Annotated in this window: 13 protein-coding genes and 1 pseudogene; 6 read left to right on the top strand and 8 right to left on the bottom strand. The window is 70.9% G+C overall.

Going from position 1 to position 17,739, the window contains the following annotated elements; genetic code table 11:
* Nucleotides 1-54 precede the first annotated feature (54 nt).
* Nucleotides 55-414 carry a hypothetical protein gene (locus tag ACZ7P3_RS13655; RefSeq protein ID WP_472081107.1) on the bottom strand — a complete coding sequence of 120 codons (360 nt, stop codon included), beginning with the start codon at nucleotides 412-414 and terminating at the stop codon, nucleotides 55-57.
* On the opposite strand from ACZ7P3_RS13655, the gene ACZ7P3_RS13650 reads away from it, so the two are divergent.
* The 3 genes from ACZ7P3_RS13650 to ACZ7P3_RS13640 all read left to right on the top strand — a co-directional run bounded on the left by ACZ7P3_RS13650 (nucleotide 401) and on the right by ACZ7P3_RS13640 (nucleotide 3,436).
* Nucleotides 401-1,294 (top strand): trypsin-like serine peptidase, encoded by an 894-nt coding sequence (locus ACZ7P3_RS13650; RefSeq protein ID WP_472081106.1) that lies wholly within the window; start codon nucleotides 401-403, stop codon nucleotides 1,292-1,294. The genes ACZ7P3_RS13655 and ACZ7P3_RS13650 overlap by 14 nt on opposite strands.
* 171 nt (nucleotides 1,295-1,465) lie before the next feature.
* The gene (locus ACZ7P3_RS13645) at nucleotides 1,466-1,690 is read left to right on the top strand and encodes a hypothetical protein (protein WP_472081105.1); all 225 of its coding nucleotides are present in this window, start codon (nucleotides 1,466-1,468) and stop codon (nucleotides 1,688-1,690) included.
* A gap of 132 nt (nucleotides 1,691-1,822) precedes the next feature.
* Entirely contained in the window at nucleotides 1,823-3,436 is a 1,614-nt protein-coding gene (locus ACZ7P3_RS13640; RefSeq protein WP_472081104.1) for a phospholipase D-like domain-containing protein, read from the top strand.
* Between the two features lie 513 nt (nucleotides 3,437-3,949).
* On the opposite strand, the gene ACZ7P3_RS13635 is transcribed toward ACZ7P3_RS13640, so the two are convergent.
* Entirely contained in the window at nucleotides 3,950-4,252 is a 303-nt protein-coding gene (locus tag ACZ7P3_RS13635; RefSeq protein WP_472081103.1) for a hypothetical protein, read from the bottom strand.
* Nucleotides 4,253-4,583: 331 nt separating this feature from the next.
* On the opposite strand from ACZ7P3_RS13635, the gene ACZ7P3_RS13630 reads away from it, so the two are divergent.
* A complete protein-coding gene (locus ACZ7P3_RS13630; protein WP_472081102.1) occupies nucleotides 4,584-7,445 on the top strand; it encodes a hypothetical protein in 2,862 nt (953 codons plus the stop codon).
* A 166-nt stretch (nucleotides 7,446-7,611) separates the two neighbouring features.
* On the opposite strand, the gene ACZ7P3_RS13625 is transcribed toward ACZ7P3_RS13630, so the two are convergent.
* Entirely contained in the window at nucleotides 7,612-7,830 is a 219-nt protein-coding gene (locus tag ACZ7P3_RS13625) for a hypothetical protein (protein WP_472081101.1), read from the bottom strand.
* Nucleotides 7,831-8,380: 550 nt separating this feature from the next.
* Between ACZ7P3_RS13625 and ACZ7P3_RS13620 the strand changes: the two genes are divergently transcribed.
* Both ACZ7P3_RS13620 and ACZ7P3_RS13615 read left to right on the top strand, forming a co-directional pair.
* Nucleotides 8,381-9,340, top strand: a complete 960-nt coding sequence (locus tag ACZ7P3_RS13620) for a hypothetical protein (protein ID WP_472081100.1) — start codon at nucleotides 8,381-8,383, stop codon at nucleotides 9,338-9,340.
* A gap of 369 nt (nucleotides 9,341-9,709) precedes the next feature.
* Nucleotides 9,710-11,077: a cellulase family glycosylhydrolase gene (locus tag ACZ7P3_RS13615; RefSeq protein WP_472081099.1), complete on the top strand. Its 1,368-nt coding sequence runs from the start codon at nucleotides 9,710-9,712 to the stop codon at nucleotides 11,075-11,077.
* 126 nt (nucleotides 11,078-11,203) lie between these two features.
* On the opposite strand, the pseudogene ACZ7P3_RS13610 reads toward ACZ7P3_RS13615, so the two are convergent.
* The 5 genes and pseudogenes from ACZ7P3_RS13610 to ACZ7P3_RS13590 all read right to left on the bottom strand — a co-directional run bounded on the left by ACZ7P3_RS13610 (nucleotide 11,204) and on the right by ACZ7P3_RS13590 (nucleotide 17,726).
* Nucleotides 11,204-11,301: pseudogene (locus tag ACZ7P3_RS13610) on the bottom strand.
* Nucleotides 11,302-11,550: 249 nt separating this feature from the next.
* Nucleotides 11,551-12,150 carry a YdcF family protein gene (locus tag ACZ7P3_RS13605; RefSeq protein WP_472081098.1) on the bottom strand — a complete coding sequence of 200 codons (600 nt, stop codon included), beginning with the start codon at nucleotides 12,148-12,150 and terminating at the stop codon, nucleotides 11,551-11,553.
* Nucleotides 12,151-12,318: 168 nt separating this feature from the next.
* On the bottom strand, nucleotides 12,319-13,608 hold the full coding sequence (locus ACZ7P3_RS13600; RefSeq protein WP_472081097.1) for a lanthionine synthetase C family protein: 1,290 nt from the start codon (nucleotides 13,606-13,608) through the stop codon (nucleotides 12,319-12,321).
* A 311-nt stretch (nucleotides 13,609-13,919) separates the two neighbouring features.
* Nucleotides 13,920-17,432 (bottom strand): lantibiotic dehydratase, encoded by a 3,513-nt coding sequence (locus ACZ7P3_RS13595; RefSeq protein ID WP_472081096.1) that lies wholly within the window; start codon nucleotides 17,430-17,432, stop codon nucleotides 13,920-13,922.
* 99 nt (nucleotides 17,433-17,531) lie between these two features.
* Complete coding sequence (locus ACZ7P3_RS13590) at nucleotides 17,532-17,726, bottom strand: hypothetical protein (protein WP_472081095.1); 195 nt, start codon at nucleotides 17,724-17,726, stop codon at nucleotides 17,532-17,534.
* Nucleotides 17,727-17,739: the final 13 nt, after the last annotated feature.

Genomic DNA, 17,739 nt, shown 5'->3' with positions numbered 1-17,739 from the left:
GACCTCGCCGTGGCTGCCATCGACACGCGCAGCCGGCGACTCACCGTGCCTGCCTCACTTGGAGAAGACCACCTTGCACAAGAATCGAATACGTCTCGGGGCCATGGGCGCGCTGTGCACCGCAGTGCTGCTGGACAGCGGCGCGGCAGCGCAGGGCGCCACGCCGGCCCCGGCCACCACCGGCCCGACACCGACGACATCGACGACATCGACGGCGTCACTCAAGGCCACGCCGACACCGAGCGCTGCGCCGTCCGCCACCGGATCGCCGTCCCTCACCGGATCGGCGTCCGTCACCGGAACAGCGTCCCTCACCGGATCGGCGTCCGTCACCGGATCGCCGTCCGCCGACACCAACTGGACGACCCAGGAGGCCATCCGGTTCTGGACACCCCAGCGGATGGCCTCGGCCACCGACCCCTCGGGCCGCGTCGCCCAGCCGAAGGGCTGGACGGCACCGCGGAAGAACGCACTCACCGCCGCAGGACTCACCGGCGCCGCTCTCACCGGTCAGCACTTCGCCGGCATCAAGTCCGTCGGCATGCTCTTCCACACGGACAGCGGGATGCGGGCCCACTACTGCTCGGCCAGCGTGGTGCGCAGCGCAGGGCACAACCTCATCCTCACCGCCGGACACTGTCTCGGCAGGAACGCGGCGTTCGTTCCCAAGTACGACCACACCAAGTCGGCGGCCAGACAGCCGTACGGGATCTGGCCGGTCAACGAGTGGTTCCGCGACAAGCGGTACGCCTCCGACAAGAGTGTCAACTCCGACCTCGACTTCGCCTTCGCCAGCCTGAAGCCCAACGGTGGCCGGAAGCTCCAGGACGTCGTGGGCGCCAACACTCTGGCCACCACGCCCGGCTTCGCCAACAAGGTGACCGTCATCGGCTACCCGTCGATCGGGCACAACCCGCAGGACCAGGCGTTCCGCTGCCCCAATGTCCGGACGACCGCGCTGGCGTCCTACTACCAGATGCGGATCGACTGCGGCGGCATGTGGGGCGGTGTTTCCGGAGGACCGTGGTTCTCCAAGTTCGACGCTTCGGGCAACACCGGCCAGATCATCGGCAACGTGGGCGGCTTCAACGGGGGCGGCCCCGACGTGAAGCCCAGTGACCCCCGGTACAACCGGATCACCTACAGCCCGCTGCACGGGGACCGCTTCTTCCAGCTCTACACCGACGCCCAGCACGGACTCCACACCGACCACGGCCCCTACCACCAGCCCCGTCTGCCCCGCACGACGGCTGCGGCACGGCCTGGAAGCGCGCACGGTACCAAGAGCCCCTGAGTTTGCCGTAGTCGCCGACGGTCTCTCCCGGGCCGTCCGGCGCCGCCCGGCTGCCGCCGACCCGTTCGCGCCGCAGCCGCCGTACTCCTGCCCCCGACTCCAGGCACATCCCGCGACCTGAACCGCGAACTGAAGGCCCTGGCAGCCGCGCACCCGGACGAACTGCTCGCGGTGATCTGCCCGGACGCCAGAACGGACGAGCTGGCCACCGCCCCGCTCACCGGTCACGCACGGCTGATCCCTGAGTCGGAGGGCCGAGGCCTGGAGTTCGACTCCGTCATCGTCGTCCTGCCGCACGACATCGCCACGGTCCGGCCCGGCGGCGAAAGAGACCTGTACGCCGCCCTCACCCGCGCCACCAAGAGACTGCGCACCATCAGCATCAGGACCGCATGACCACGGTCACCACCCAGTCCGCATGCGCTCACCGGTGTTCGAGTCCGGTGGCAAGAGCGGTGTCCGGATCCGGGGCCCTGCGAGCGGGCTCAGGCGTCACGAGCAGGACGTACTGCCTGGTAACTTCTGCGGGTGATCTTTTCCCTCAGCTTAAACCGTCTGGCGCGCACCGCACTGATATCCACCGTCGCCCTGGCCGCGCTGCCCGCCGCACCCGCCGTCGCCGCCGACTCCACGACCCCCCATCTCGACGCCGTGGAACGCACCTTGCGCGAGGTCTCGCCCGGCCTCGAAGGGGACGTGTGGGAGCGCACGAGCGGCAACCGGCTCGACGCCGCGGCCGACGACCCCTCGGGCTGGCTGCTCCAGACGCCCGGCTGCTGGGGCGACGCCGACTGCAAGGACCGCGCCGGCACCAAGCGGCTGCTGGCCAAGATGACCGAGAACATCTCCCGGGCGACGCGGACCGTCGACATCTCCAGTCTCGCGCCTTTCCCGGACGGCGCCTTCCAGGACGCCATCGCCGCGGGCCTGAAGTCCTCCGTGGCCGCCGGCCACCGGATCAAGGTCCGCGTCCTCGTCGGGGCCGCACCCGTCTACCACATGACCGTGCTGCCCTCGAAGTACCGGGACGACCTGCGCAGCAGGCTCGGTCCGGCGGCCGACGCCATCACGCTCGACGTCGCCTCGATGACCACGTCGAAGACCGCGTTCTCGTGGAACCACTCCAAACTCCTGGTCGTCGACGGGGAGTCCGCCGTCACCGGCGGCATCAACGACTGGAAGGGCGACTACCTCGACACCACCCACCCGGTCACCGACGTCGACCTCGCTCTGACCGGCCCCGCCGCAGGCACGGCCGGCCGGTACCTGGACCGGCTGTGGGCCTGGACCTGCCGCAACAAGAGCAACATCGCCAGCGTCTGGTACGCCGCCTCCGACGGAGCCGACTGCATGGCGACCATGGAACAGGACACCAACCCCCGTGCCGTCCCGGCCACCGGTGACGTACCGGTGATCGCCGTCGGCGGGCTGGGCGTGGGCATCCAGGACGCCGATCCCGCCTCTGCCTGGCATCCGGCCCTGCCGGACACGTCCGCCACCCGGTGTGTGATCGGGCTGCACGACAACACCAACGGGGACCGCGATTACGACACGGTCAACCCCGAGGAGAGCGCCCTGCGTTCACTGATCTCCAGCGCGACCGGTCACATCGAGATCTCGCAGCAGGACCTCAACGCGACCTGCCCGCCGCTGCCCCGCTACGACACCCGCGTCTACGACGCCCTCGCGGCGAAGCTCGCCGACGGCGTCAAGGTCCGCATCGTCGTCAGCGACCCCGCCAACCGCGGCGCCGTCGGCAGCGGAGGCTACTCGCAGATCAAGTCCCTCTCCGAGATCAGCGACGTGCTGCGCAGCCGGCTCGCCCGGATCACCGGCGACGAGCACACCGCCACGACAGCGCTCTGCTCCAACCTGCAGCTCGCCTCCTTCCGCAGCTCCCCGAGCGCGAAGTGGGCCGACGGACACCCCTACGCCCAGCACCACAAGCTGGTCTCCGTCGACGGCTCCGCGTTCTACATCGGCTCGAAGAACCTCTACCCGGCGTGGCTGCAGGACTTCGGCTACATCGTGGAGAACCCCGACGCCGCCCGGCAGCTGGACGACCAGCTCCTGAGCCCCCAGTGGGCCCACTCCAAGGCGTCCGCCACGGTCGACTACGCGCAAGGCCTCTGCCACATCTGAAATCCCGCTGCACGCAGGGCAGTCCATGGCCGGGCAGCACGGTCACCCTCCGCCCGAGCAGGGCGGGGACGACGACAGGACGACGACGCTCCAAGCCGCCGTTCCTCCTGATGCCCACAGGGCAAGAGGGGGAGCGGTCGGCCGATCCTTCCCGACACACGACCGTCCCGGCTGGTCCCGCCCCGGCCGCACACTGCCGGGGCGGGACCAGCCGGGCATCCGGGTGGCAGTGGAGCCGTCGACGGGCTGCAGACACCTGGACGGGCCTGGGAGCGCCGGCCCGCACCCCATAGGCCGACCGGCCGGGTTTGGGGAGCGAGCCGTCCAGGCGGCGAACTCGTAGCCGTGGACGTCCGCGAGCATGGTGATTGGGGGCGAAGGTGCAGCCCAGATCACCGGTGAGCAGCGGCTCGATTTCCTGCACCGCCAGGTGCTGACGGCCCGCAACGTGTGCGGCGGCCGGTTCACCGACGTGACGTGGCCCTGCGCACCGGCCGGAAGGGGAACCGCCCGCTACAGGCCCTCGCGTCGCTCCTGCCTCTGCTCCAGGGAGGCACCCTCATCCGGTGTGACGGTGCCGTCGACGAGGACAGGTCGACCGATGTCGGACGGCCAACCGGGCCTGAAACGTGCGATGAACTCCGCGAAGTCCGCACGCAGATACTGCGGACCGCACGGCTTCAGCCGGACCTGTTGACGGCAGTCCGCCCACCAGACCTCGAAATCGGCGACCGTACCCACAACGGGCCAGAGGTCGTCCTGCTCCGGTAGCAGCAGAACATCGACAAAGCCTCCGACCTCCAGACCGATGTCCACGAAGATCCCGATCGCCCCAGGTCTGGGCACCTGGACGACGGTGCCTCTCACGACCTGCCCGAAGCGAAGGCCCCTCCGAATCCTCGCCCACTCCACATCCGTGACCACCACACCATCTTCGCAGCCTGCCGCGCCACGGTCTGATCGGCCTGCCGGTCCATCTCGGGCTCCGCGAAGGCCGCCACCAAACAAGTCGGAGGGCGCATACGGGCGAGTCGGAGGGCGCATACAGGCGCACGGAGAAGGCGTGAATTCCCCCTCCTTTTCTCGCCCTTGACAGTCCGACGGGCGTACCGGGAACTTGGAGGCCGATGAACTCCAGGGGTGGCCCATGGCCCAGCTGCGCGTCTCGTTCGAAAACCTCTATGTCTTCGAGGACGAGGAGGCGGGCGACACAAGGATCGGCCTGTACGCCGCCGTCACTGATACGAACGGCACCACCCTGGCCACATTCCGCTGGAATCATCGCAACGGTCCGGTCGAAGACAATTTCGACTATGCCCTGGACGGAGATCCGGCCCTGCCGAGCGTCCTGCCGTTCGACCTGAACGGCACCGCACGCGTATCCGTCAAGGCGTACACCGACAATGACGAACAGTGGCCGGACGAGGGGCACCACGAGAACTTCCTCGGTGAAGCCGAGGTCCTCATCGACAACCGCGACCCCGCCACCCTGGGACGCCTCCTGATCGGGCCGACCACCACCGACAACGGTCACCCGGGCATCGTCGTCACGGCGAACGTCCAGGCCGTTCCGACGGCCCAGCGCTCCCACGTCCGGCTGGTCTGGAAAGACCTGGTGCTGATCAACGACGAGAACAGCGACTTCACGCACATGGCCCTCTACGTCCGCGTCCAGGGCGATGCCGACCCGCCGGCCGATCGCGAACTGTTCCGTTGGAACAACAACGGGGACCGGGTCTTCGACGAAGCGCTCTTCCCGCTCTCCTACGGCACCGCCACGACCGTCTTCGACCTGGTGATGCAGGGACCCATGCGCTTCTTCGTGGAGGCCTACAGCCATGACGACGACCTCTGGCCCAGCGCCGAGAGGTACGAGAACTTCCTCGGGCGGGCCATGTTCGTCGTCGACCCGGCCGAACCGGCGACCCTGGGCAGCCTCCGTCTCGGCCCCACCCAGACCGACCAGACCCACCCCGGCTACCTCGTCACCCTCAGCGCCGAGGTACTGCCCCCCGACACCACCCCGGACCTGCAGATCACCGGAGTCGAGGTCACCCAGGCCATCCAGGCCTTCCACTCGCCCGTCGCCCCGGACAACGCCGTCCCCCTCGTCGCCGACCGGACCGCCCTGGTCAGGGTCTACCTGGACTCCGGCGTCAGCCCGGAGGAGGGCGGGGGCCTGGTCGCCGGGGTCACCGGCACCCTCGACCTGAACGACGGCACCTACACCGCAGCCCCTCTCGCCCCCATCACTGCCAGACCGGCGGCCGCCGTTCAGCGCACCGACTTGGGCCACACGCTCAACTTCCGGATCCCCGCCGACCGCCTCGCCCCCGGCAAGGCCCGCATCCTGGTGCAGGCCTCGGTCGCCGGTTCCGTCAGCAACCCCGTGGAACTCCTCCTGGACGTCTTCGCCGCACACCCGCTGGACATCCTGATGGTCCGGGTCGCGACCGACACCGTCCCGGCACCCAGGGACGCGGACTACGTCACAGCCGTGAACCGTCTGACACAGGTGTACCCCATCGCCGAGGACCCCGCGAAGAGCATCCGGTACTGGATCCTTCCGGGCAGCGAAGTCGTCCGCACCTCACGCGACCTGGGCACGTACAAGGGGATGCAGGGGTTCCTGAACGACCTGGAGGACGTCCAGGAGGAGGCGGCCGAGTACAAGAAGCTGTACGGCCTCGTGGACAGGCGTGTCCACCTGGACCGGGTCGGCATTTCACGGAGGGACGACAACGTGGCCTTCGGCTACGCCGACCTGACCGGGTCCGTTGCACACGAACTGGGCCATGTCTACGGCCTGGACCATGCGCCGTGCGGCCCGCCGAACGACCAGCCGGCGGAGACGGACGAGAACTACCGGCCGCCGGACGGCTCGATCGGCGATGTAGGCGTGGACCCGGTCCGGCTCGACGTCTACCCGGCCACCATGCCCGACCTGATGAGCTACTGCCGTGCCTCCGGTGCGGCCACTCCCTACAGCCAGTGGATCGGCGTGCACCACTGGAGCCGGCTGCGCCTCTACCTCGCCGAGCACGCCGCGGAGCGCGCCGCAGCGACCCCGCCCCCACCGCTGCAACTGCCCGCAACGCCCGTCCCGGCGAGCATGCCGTTCCCGGGCCGCTCCGTCCGCGTCCGTGGGAGTCTGTCGGCTTCCGGCACCGTGAGCTGGAGCCCGGCGGTGCGCACCGCCACGGAGCCGGCGCCCACCCCCGCCGCGACCGGACAGGGCTACGAGGTGTCCTTCGAATCGGCCACCGGCGACGTCCTGGCCCGCGCCGCGACCGAGCCGCGCTTCCACTCCACCGCCCAGCCCGAGGCCACGTTCACCGCCCGGCTGCCGTACCACGAGCACACCCGCCGCATCGTCCTGAGGCTGAACGGCAACGAACTCGGCGCCCTGGAGGTGCCGCCCGCACCGCCGGTCTTCATCCTGCTCACCCCGACGGCCCCTCCGCAGATCGACACCGGGGGAATCCTCCACCTGCGCTGGCAGCAGCTGGGGGGAGACCGCGAGGCCGACCCGCCGGCGACGTTCTTCGTGCGGTTCTCCCACGCGGCCGGCACCGTGGCCCTACGGCCGGGCGTCAGCCTCACCGGCGACTCCTACGACCTGGACCTGCGCGACCTGCCCGGTGACCGCCGCTGCCTCGTCCAGGTCATCGCCACCAACGGCTACCACACCTCGTACGTCCAGACGCCGTCCTTCCCACTGCCCCCGCGACCTCCGAAGTTCCTGCTGGCCGACACCGAAGGCCCCTTGCTGCATGTCCAAGGCCACTCCCCGCAGCACGGCCCGCTCACCGGCGCCGCCCTCGTCTGGCAGGTCGACGGCTCACCGGTCTCCGTCACCGGCGGCTCCCTCGACGTGCGCACCCTCGGCCCGGGAACCCACCAACTGGCGGTGACCGCGACGGATCCCGACGGACTGACGGCCACCCAACAACTGGGCCCGTACGACGGCACGACCGGCCTGCGCGTCCCGCCCCGGCCAGGTCTCTAGGCCCGGGCCCCCGGGCGAGCGCCGGGCCGCTGGACACGCTGCGCATCGAGCCCGGCGCGGGCGTGGCCGCGGTGACCGCGGTGTCCTCGTGACCGGCGGGGCATACAGCAGACCCACCCACCACACGGTCGGCACGAAGCCCCGCCGCACCGGAGGAACGGCAGGCTCAGCGGTAGTCGTCCTCGGCCAGCTCAACCACACGCGCCTGCTCCGCACGGTCCGCTTCATCGGCACTGAAGTCGCCCCCTGTGCCTGTCTCATCCCGGTGTGGTGCGAGATCCGCGTGCTGCTCGGCCGCATCGGCTTCAGGAGCCTCGACGTCGAACACTCCCTCGCCGGCCTCAGCATCTTCGAAGCTATCGGGGTCGGTCGGGTCCACCGGCATGAGCCACTCCAAGGAGGAAGACAGCGAAATAATTTCTGATCGATCTCCTGGTCCGTATCCGATACACCGCCGACGAATCCCGCAGGCCGAAGAATTCACCCGACCTCGGGAACGCGGTGAGGTCAAAGGAAAAGCCCATCTTGTTCTTTTCAGTCGTTGTGGAGCGACGACTATCCTCTCGCGGCGGACGGTTTTGCCTACGTCGTAGCGGGGTGCCCGGCATCTGTTCCTGGTGCCGGGCGGTCGTCCGGGGCGGGCCGGTTGGGTTCGGTGCTTGGGCGGGACAGGGCATGTGCTGGCGGAGGTTCCGAAACGTCCGGCACACCCGGGCGGGTGCGAGACGGTTCGGTGCGGCCGACTTCTCCCATCGATGCCGCAGGTGGCGGGCCAGGGGCGGGAAAACCGGAGCTGGGTGTATGCGGTGATGATCAGCCATGTCCACCGGTCGGTCGCTGCCGGTTTGCGCAGCCGGGGCCGGATCCAGCCGAGCGGGTCGGTAGGGTAGTGCTCTTCGGGCTACTTGGCTCCGGAGTCCTAAAGGCGATCGCCAATGAATCTGCAACCCACGACTGCTGGTTCTGATTCCGCGATGCACAAGGTGTGGCGGCTTTCCGCTGCTGATGCCGTGCGGGGGTACCGAGCCTTGTGGTGGAGTGTGGGGCCCGCCGGGGAACTTGCCGTCCTTTTGGTCCATCGGCAATACCTTGATCGCACCCGTTACATCAAGGGGTGGATCGGGTGGCGGCCGGAAGTCCCGTTCACGGGTGAGCTGGTCACCGTCACGGGGCAGGAGGAGCGGCGCACCCTGGTGAAGGACATTCGGATCTGGCCCAGTCACTTGGCCCTGCTCCCGGATTCCCGATTCCTGCTGGTGAGCGGTCGTACGTTCCGGAACGAGACCGAGGGCTCCTGGACGCCCAACGCTGTGGTGCTCTCCCCATCAGGTACCCCTGAGGCCGAGTTCTGCGTCGGTGATGACATTCCTGCCCTGGTCACCGACGTCGCCGGAGGCATCTGGACGGCTCATGGCGACGAGGGCATCTACGGCGGCCACCCCGAGTCAGGAGCGGGCCTCGCGGGCTGGAACACCCGGGGCCAGATCTCTTGGGTTCCCAAGGCCCGGCTGCCCGACCACCCACTGCAAGGCTGCACCGCCGCGACCGAGGGCGAACAGGTATGGCTCGTGTGGTACTCCGGCAGCGGCCGAGGCAGAGGCGGCACCTTCCTGACACGGATCACCCCGTCCACCGGCGACGTTGTCAGCTATCGCAGCCCCGTCCCCGCCCCGGACGGATTCGCAGTCCGCGGCAACAGGGCAATACTCACCCGCCGAGACCACAACAAGCGCTCTGTCGAGCTCATACGTGCCGAGCTCAACGGCACCACCTGGTCTGTAACCAGCCGCCGTCGGCTGCGGGTGCCCGGTCGAGTCGTCATGCGCTGCGGCCAGGGCCGCGACGGTTTCCTCTGGCTCCGCACAGGCAACATCTGGCTGCGCATGGAAGCATGAACACTCCGACGGCTCGGGCGGTCCAACTGCGACGTCCATACCTCGCTCACGCATGGCCTGGTCACCCTCGAAGACTCGTGCCGCGGCGGACGGGCCAAGGAGTTGTTCTTCCAGGACGGCAACGACGAGTACAAGATCCGCTGCACGATGTACATCGACGCGTACTTCAGCGCCGGCCCGCGGCCTTGAAGTCTGAGCGCGCGGTCACTCGGTGCCCCGACGTTCGGCTGACGGCCCCGCGGTGGTCCCGGCATCGGCGGGTCGCTCAGTCTGCGTGCAGCACAGAAGTTGAGCAGAAGTCGTTCTCATGGAGACACAGCCGTGATGGGATGCGGCACCTCGCATCCGACGGCCTGGAGGTGTTCCACGGTGCTCCGAACGACTTTGACGGTGGCTGCGGTCGTAGCTGCGCTCCTCGCCCCGACGACCGCCCGTCCCGGACCGGCCGTGCACGACATACCCCCGCTCACCGACGGGCACGGGCGGACGCTTGCCCTGCGCGGATGGAACCTCGAGGACAAGGTGCACCGGGGCGACACGGCCCTGACCGGCATCACCGAACGTCAGGTCCGTGACGTGCGGGCGAAGGGCTTCGACTTCGTCCGGTTACTCGTGTTCTGGGACGACCTTGAACCGCGGCCCGGCCAGTACAGCCAGGCGTATCTGCGGAAGATCGAACGCATCGTGGACTGGGCCGCTCGCTACGACGTGAAGGTCCTGATCGACGCACATCAGGACGTCTTCGGACCTGCATTCGGCCACCGAGGCATACCGGAATGGGCCACCCGAACCGACGGGCTGCCGTTCACCGCCCATCCGGACGACTGGTTCGCCGAATACTTCGAGCCTGCTGTCCAGCGCGCCTTCACCCACCTTTACCAGGACCAGGACCTGCAGCGCGCCCAGGCCCGGATGTGGCGGGTCCTCGCCTCTCGCTTCGCCCACCACCCGGCGGTGATCGGCTACGACCTGATCAACGAACCGATGGGTGAGCTGCGGCAGGGGGAAGACCTGCCGGCGGCCGCCCGCCGGATCGAGCGTGACCAGCTCACCCCCATGTACAACCGCCTCGCCGACTCGGTTCGCGCGGCCGACCCGGACGCGTGGGTCTTCGTCGAACCCACCCCGATCGTGGGCGAGGGCGTACCGACCGGCCTCGGGAGGGTCGAAGACCCGAAGGTGGTGTATGCGCCGCACTTCTACAACGCCGCCATGGAGGCGGGCGCCGACTACGATCCGGGAGCAGGGTGGATCGAGACCTACGAACGGGCCGTCACTGAGTACCCGAGGGCGTACCAGGTCCCGGTCGTGGTGGGGGAGTGGGGCGCGCTCAACAGCTCGCTGCCGAACATGAACCGGTTCTACCGCGACGCGATGGCCTCGCTGGGCCGCTACAGCTCGGGCTGGGCGGGCTATGTCTGGTGCTACGGCGGCGGCTACTGCGCGCTCGACACCTCGGGCGTCTTCCGGACCAACAAGGAGCTGACGGCCCAACCGTACGCGGAAGCAGTGGCAGGCACGATCCGCTCCGCTTCGTACGACCCCGCCGATGCCACGTACCGGTTGACCTACCGTGCGGCTCGGCACGGTTCTCGACTGACCGAGCTGTCCCTGCCAGGGGGTGGGTGGCGGGTCGTGGTCGACGGCGGTGCGGTCGTGCTGCGCAGGACGGCAGGCAGAGCGTGGATTGTGGCCGCCCGGGGCGGCGAGGTGACCGTCAACGTCACACACGGCTGATGGCCCTGCCGAACGCGGGGTAGCGCTTGATGACGTCCGCCATGACGAGCAATCACCGTCTCACGCCGGTCACGTCGATGAGAGTGCGGATCGGTGAGTGTGCTGCCCGATCCGGGACGGCTCATGTGGCGGAGAGGGCAGGATTCGAACCTGCGTGGGCCCCGAGGGGCCCGACCTTGAGGCGTGCTCGCTGGTCCCCGATCAACCACTCCGGGCACCTCTCCTCGTTCCCGGCCCGCTGGTGCTCGGTGCCGTTCACGTGAACAACTCTGCCAGGGTCCCCTGACCGGGAGCTGACGTGCCGCTGATGCGCGCACCAGTCCCTGGCTGAGCCCGCACAGTTCAAGAGCGGACGGGGGGGCTGCCCCGCGCATGTTCCGAGTGCTCGACGCGCCGCCACGCCTGGGCTTGCGAGCATGGCCTCGAACGGCATGCGCTTGTGATGCCGATGATGCCGACGCGACAGCGGCCGGCTAGAGCGAAATCCTCCGCTCGTTGGCCTTGAGACCGCGGAGCGTCCAAAGTCCGTACAGGGCCAGCACCGGTTTGACGATCATCCACTCCCCGGGCCGGTAGTCATACGCACGCACCAGCCTTTCGGCAAGATCCGGACGTTGCCGCCGCAAGTACGCTCGGGCCTTTAGAGCGTGAGCCGGCTGAGAGGCGATCTTGATGCGGTCGACGTCCTCAAGCAGCGGGATCACGTTGGTCATGTTCTCCCATGTCGTCGCACTTTTGTCCTCAAGGAGCACTGCGCCGTCGAACTCGAGCACCGACTTTGCGTAATCAGCCAGCAGTTGAGCTTCCGTGGCGCCGTCGCTGGTCGCACCGCCGCTGAAGATCACGCGAGTGTCGCGCGCGCCGTCGGCGGCGATGGACCGAATCCCAGCACGGACTCGCCAGCGGTTGATGAAGTTCGCTGTCGCCTGGGGGTTCCGGTAACCCAGTACGACCACGGCCTCGGAAACGCCCCCGCGGTTCCCCACGAGAGCTTGAGACCAGCGCCAGTTCAACCACTCGCCCCAGGCCAGGGTCGCTGCCCCGACTACCGCCAATCCCGTCCTTCGTCGCATGCTGCGACTCTATGGCGCACCTCGGTGTCGAACAGCCACGGCCCCAGCCACGCTGCAATCACTGCTCTCTGTTGGGATGTTTAAGATCACCCCCGCATCCACGGTGTCGGCGGCAACCGACTCATGGGTTCTCCGGGTGAGCCCTCCCTCGCCGGGAGGCAGTGCCGGTCAGGACACCAGCAGCACGGCGTCCCACATGGCCGGTGTGCCGGGCCGGTGGAGGGTGAGGGCCACTCCGGCGGCGCCTTCCAGGAAGGCCGGGGTGTCCTGGAGGCCGGTGGGTGCGGGAACGGGGTAGCCGAAGGCGGTGGCCGGGTCGAAGCGGGCGCGCAGGCGGTCGGTGAGCGCATCGGCGTGCCGGGTCAGTTCCGGGTCCGCGACGTCGTCGGCGACGACACGGGTGAGGTGGGCGAGACCGGCCACACCGTGGCACAGCCCCGGGTCGGTCAGTTCCGCGACTGCGCCGGGACGGCGGTGCACGGCGCGCAGGGCGTCCACCGAGACGCGCACCCACTCCGTCTCGTCCAGCGCCGCACCGGCCAGTTGTACGGCCCGTGCGATGCCCGGGGTGCCGTAACACCAGCTAGGGCGGTGCGGCGGCGGCGCGGACGGGCCTTCGGCCGGTTCGGCCGCGGCCGGGTACACGCTCGGCCAGTACGGGCCGGTGCCGTCCGTCCGCACCCGGTCGGTCAGCCAGTCGGCGATGTGCCGGATCGCGGCGTCCTGGCCCGCCACCCGGATGCCCCTGGCCCAACACAGGGACAGCAGGGCGAGCGGGCCCGCGACGCCGTGCGCCAGACCGAGGTCGATCAGGTCGCCCTCCGTCTCCCGGCCGGGCCAGGCGGTCACCGTCCAGCCGGGCAGCGTGCGGCCGTTGCGGCGGATCGGTCCGGTGAGGGCGACGAGGTAGCGCAGTACCGCGCGGACCGGTTCCGGGTCCACGGGGTCGGCCAGGAAGTAACGGGCCAGTCCGGTGGCGCCGTTCACCACGTCGAACCGTTCGCGCGGCACCGGCTCGGTGCGGTGGGCCAGCCGTACGCGCTCCAGGTCGAGCAGGCGCGCGAGCCGGTCACGCAGGAAGACGTCGAGCTGCGCGCGTACGGTGGCGTAGTCGCCGGGGGCCCGGACGGCCGCCTTGACGGCGAACGCCAGTCCGGCCAGGCCGTCGTGGAGTCCGTGCCGCTCGGAGCCGGGCGCGCTGCCGATGGTGCGCGCGGCGGCGGCGAGCCGGGCATGGGCGGCGGGGCGGAGCGTGGGATCGGCCCGGCTCAGCTCGACGAGCAGCAGCGCGGTGCCGGCCGTTCCCCCGGCCAGCCCGATGGGCGTACCGGCGGGCGCACTCCACGCGCCAGCCCGCGCCGCGATCTCCGCGACGACGGCTTCGGCGGTGGGGGCGGGGGGCGGACTGCCGGTGCCGGCCCGTACCGGCAGTGGTCGGTCGCCATGGCCGGGGAGCATCCCGACTCCCTGCGACGGCGCCGCCCCACCGCCTCCTTGCGACGGTCCCGCCCCACCGACTCTCTGCGACGGCGCCGCCCCATCGGCTCTCTGCGACGGCCCCGCCCCACCGTCTCGCGCCGATGGCACCCCGCCGCCCTGGCCGGGCCGTGAACTACCTTCCCGACCTGACGGCACCCCGCCGCCCGGGCCGGATCGCAGTTCACCCTCCTGACCCAGCAGCACTCCGCCCTCCTGAGCGCCCGGGTGGCTCCGCGGTCCGCGCTCCAGGGCCTGCTCCTGCCGGTCCCCGCCCATGCCTCCGGGTGTGTTCATCGCTGCCTCCTGATGTGGCCCCGCTCCGCCTCTGCCACCGCCCGGGCGAGGGCGAGGGAGCGGCGTTCGGCGGTGCGCTGAATCCCGGCGAGCCGGTTGTGGTGCATGTGCAGCAGGGACGCCAGCACGGTGCGCCGGGACGCCGCGGGGAAGGCGGCCAGGGCCCGGGCTCGGTCCGCGCGGGCGGACGGGGCGAGCGCGGCGCCGTCGGCGAGCAGGCCGAGCACCGCCGACCGGTGCGTGTGCGCGTACGGCTGCTGCTGCTCGTCGCGCGGTATGCGCAGGAACCAGTCGGGCCACTGCTCGCCGTGGACCTGCCGGACGAGGTCCACGTAGTGGGCGGCGGCGAGAACGGGCAGCGGGGCGGAGACGGCACCGGACATGCGCAGGCCCAGCTGTTCGAGCACGGTCAGGCTGTCACCGTGGAAGAAGCGCTCGGCCGCGTCGAGGGAACCGGGGCCGCCGTAGCGCACGGTCTCGGGTTCGTACCGGTCCACGACGAGACGTCCTGCCAGCCGCTGCTCGTACAGGTCGTCGGCCCAGTCCAGGACCACGGGCGCGAGCCGCGACCACAGCAGGTCGGGATCGCCGTGGAAGCGGAGCCGCAGGTGGGGCTCGGGGTCGGCGTAGCGTACGAAGAACCAGCGTCCGCCGCCGTCCGGCAGGGCCGCGAGCAATCGCGGCAGATGGTCGACCAGCACCTCGTCCTGCCGCGCCGGGACGGTGTGCAATTTGCCGTAGAACCAGGCGCGGTGCCGTCGGCCGTCCTCCTTGCCGGACCGGAGCAGCACCGGGGTGTCTGCCGCCGGGAGCCGCGCGGGGGCGGCGACCGGCGCGGGCGATGTTGCACCGGCCGAGGGCGAGGCCGGGGCATCGGCGGACCCGGTCGCCGGCAGCGTGTCGGCGGACGCGAGGGTGCCCCGGGCGACCGCGGACCCGGCCGGCCGTACGGTGTCGACGGCCGCGGCCGGCTGCACGGGGTGGAGGGCCGCGGCCGGCTGCACCGTGTCGAGCGCCGCGGTCGGTCGTACGGTGTCGGGGGAACCGGTCGGCCTTACGGTGTCGGGGGACGCGGGCAGAGGCCGAGGTGGCCGGGCGGGGAAGACGGGCAGTACGAGTTCGGCGCGGTAGGCATCGCCGCGGGCGTCGCGCAGCCAGTTCTCCCCGGGGCCGGACTCCTCAGGGATCTCGTACGCCACCGGCTCGGCGCCGCCGGCCAGTTCTCGCCGCAGCAGTGCCCGGTGCAGCCCAGCCTCCAGGTCGAGCACCACCCGCCGGTCCAGGATCCCCACGCTGACCTGGCGCGGCACCTTCCAGCGTGCGCGCCAGGCGTCCAGCGCCCGGCCCCACTCCTGGTCGCAGCTCCGGGTGTCGGTGAGCGCGGGATCGGACAGCTTCCAGTGCGCGGCGGCAAGGACCGTGCGGCCGAAACGGACCCGGGGCAGGTGGGGGGCGGTGCTGCCGAGGGTGCCCCAGGACCACGCGGCCCAGACCGGCCGGCCCATCGCCGGGAGTTCCCGCAGCAGCCGTACGGCGGCCGGGGCGAGGACGAAGTTCAGTACGGTCGCCGACTGAGGGACCAGTTCGCGGCCGGTTGCCGAGTCGACGACGTAGAGCCGTTCGTCGTCGGCGGCCAGGGCGATGTCCCTCGCGTTCCGTACGCGGGTCCACGGGGAGGTGCCGAAGGACACGCCGGGAGACGTGTCCGGGGACGTGCCCGCAGCGGCCCCCGGACAGGCGTCCGCAGCGGCCCCTGGCAGGGTGGTGCCCTGGGAGGTGTCCGGACCGGCACCCGGCAAGGCGCCCGGGCAGGTGTCCGCGGCGCCCGGCAGGGACGTGCCCCCCACGGCTTCCCAGCCCGCCTCAGGCGCGGCATCCGGAAAGCAGCCGATCGCCAGGCGTGAGGCCCAGTACGACGGCACCCGGGCGACGTTGGCGGCTCCGCCGGTCAGCGGCTGGAAACCGAGGTGCACCGGTTCGGCTCCGTCACGGGCCGCCGAGGCCGCCCCTTCGCGGGCGATCCGGGCGACCGGCTCGCCGTCGTCGAGCAGGTAGGCGAACCGGCCGAGCAGGGCGCCCGGCGCGGTCGATCCGGTGGTCTGCGACACCACGAGGCCGAAGTCGCCCTGGGCGAGGGCCTCCTGGGACTCGGCGGTCAGCTGGACGCACAGCTCGGCCGCGTTCGGCGCGGGCTGCGGCACCGTGCGGGACAGCCGGTCCAGTGTCGCCTCGTCCAGGACGATCTCCCGCTGCCCGGCAGCGAGCGCGGTGAACGCCAGCTCGGTCAGCACCCGGTCCCGGGCCGGGCCGGCACCGGTGGCGCCGCCCAGGGTGCTGCCCGGGGTGAGGCCAGGGGTGCCGCGCTCGCCGGGACGGTCGTAGCCCACCGGGGTTCCCAGGCCGGTGTGCGGGTCCAGGACGTCCAGCAGCGCGACGGCCCGGCCGATGCCGTACCGTTCCACGAAGGCCGCGTGATATTCCGTCAGGTGCGGGACGGGGTCGTCCTTGGGCGCCGTGCGCCACAGCGCGGTCGCGGCGCGCTCCGCCTCCCGCAGCACCGCCGCGGGCAGCGTGACCTCGGCGTCCATTCGCAGGTCGACCTGGAGCGGACGGTCGTGCCGGTGCAGGGCGCGCATCCGGTCCGCGGCGTTGTGCCAGCGGGCGGCGCCCGCGCCGACGGGTTCGGCGGCACAGCCGTCGAGGAGCTTGGCCACCCGGGCCAGCACGTCGGCCTTCTCCCACTCGGCCACGGACACCAGGACGTCGTGGACGTGGCGCAGCGGGTCGGTGCGGGTGAGCGGCGGGCGCAGTTCGGTCAACAGGACGCCCTGCCGTACGAGGTCCACCAGGAGCCGCTCCACGACCGCCGGGCCGGCCGTCGGGTATGCCTCGGCCAGCAGCGCGGCCAGTTCACCGGACGGAAGGGGGCGGCGGGCCCGCTCCAGCACGAGCCGCACCGGCGGGGTGAGCCGGACGGAGACTTCCTCGGTGCGGGAGGTGGGTGCGTCGGTCTCATCGGGGTTCGGGGACACGGGGAGCACCCAGCGCTGTCCGCGCCGGAATCCCAGGTCGTGGGCGACCACGCGCAGCTTGCGCAGCAGCGCCGGTTCCCTCTCCCAGGGCCCGACCAGCCCGAGCAGCCAGCCGCTGTCCGGGCGGACCGCGGCGCGGTGGTCGTCCCCCACACGGATGCGGCAGTCGTCCGCGAAGGAGACCGGGGCGATGCCGGCCAGCAGCCCGAACGGGGTGGGGCGGGCGGCCGCGCGCAGGACGTAACGCGTCACGCCCAGCACCAGTTTGCGCACGGCCGCGGGCTTCATCGGCGCGCCGTCCAGCAGGCCGCGCAGCGCCCGGTCGAGCGAGGGGCTGGAGATAGCCAGAGCCTCGCGGATCCGCTCGTCGGCAGTCAGCGCGGCGAGGTAGCGCTCGGCGTCGGCTCGGTCGCGCGGGTCGACATCGGTGCCGGCGCGGGCGACCGAGCCGACCGCGGTGTGCGGCAGCAGCGGCATGCGGAGCATGCCGCTGCCGGCCGCACGAAACGCGCGGTCAGTGCCGGACGAGAGCACGGCTGCTCGTTCGGTGCGTCATGCGGGTCGTCGTCCGGGGCATCAGCAGAACGCCGACGGACAGGCCCACGTCGCGCAGAAGCACGAGCTGGTGGCGGGGCCGTGGGGCAGCGAGACCGACTTCGCCTGAAGGGTCTCGTCGCCATCCGCCAGGTCGCGCAGCTGGGTACGGACGTCCAGGTCGAAGTCGGAGGCGAGGGCCTCCGGGTCCGAGTGCGTCATCACGTCTGCCGGCATGGTCGCTCCTTGG

The sequence above is a fragment of the Streptomyces sp. NPDC107581 genome, assembly GCF_055657175.1.
This window is presented reverse-complemented; position numbering and strand designations above follow the sequence as displayed.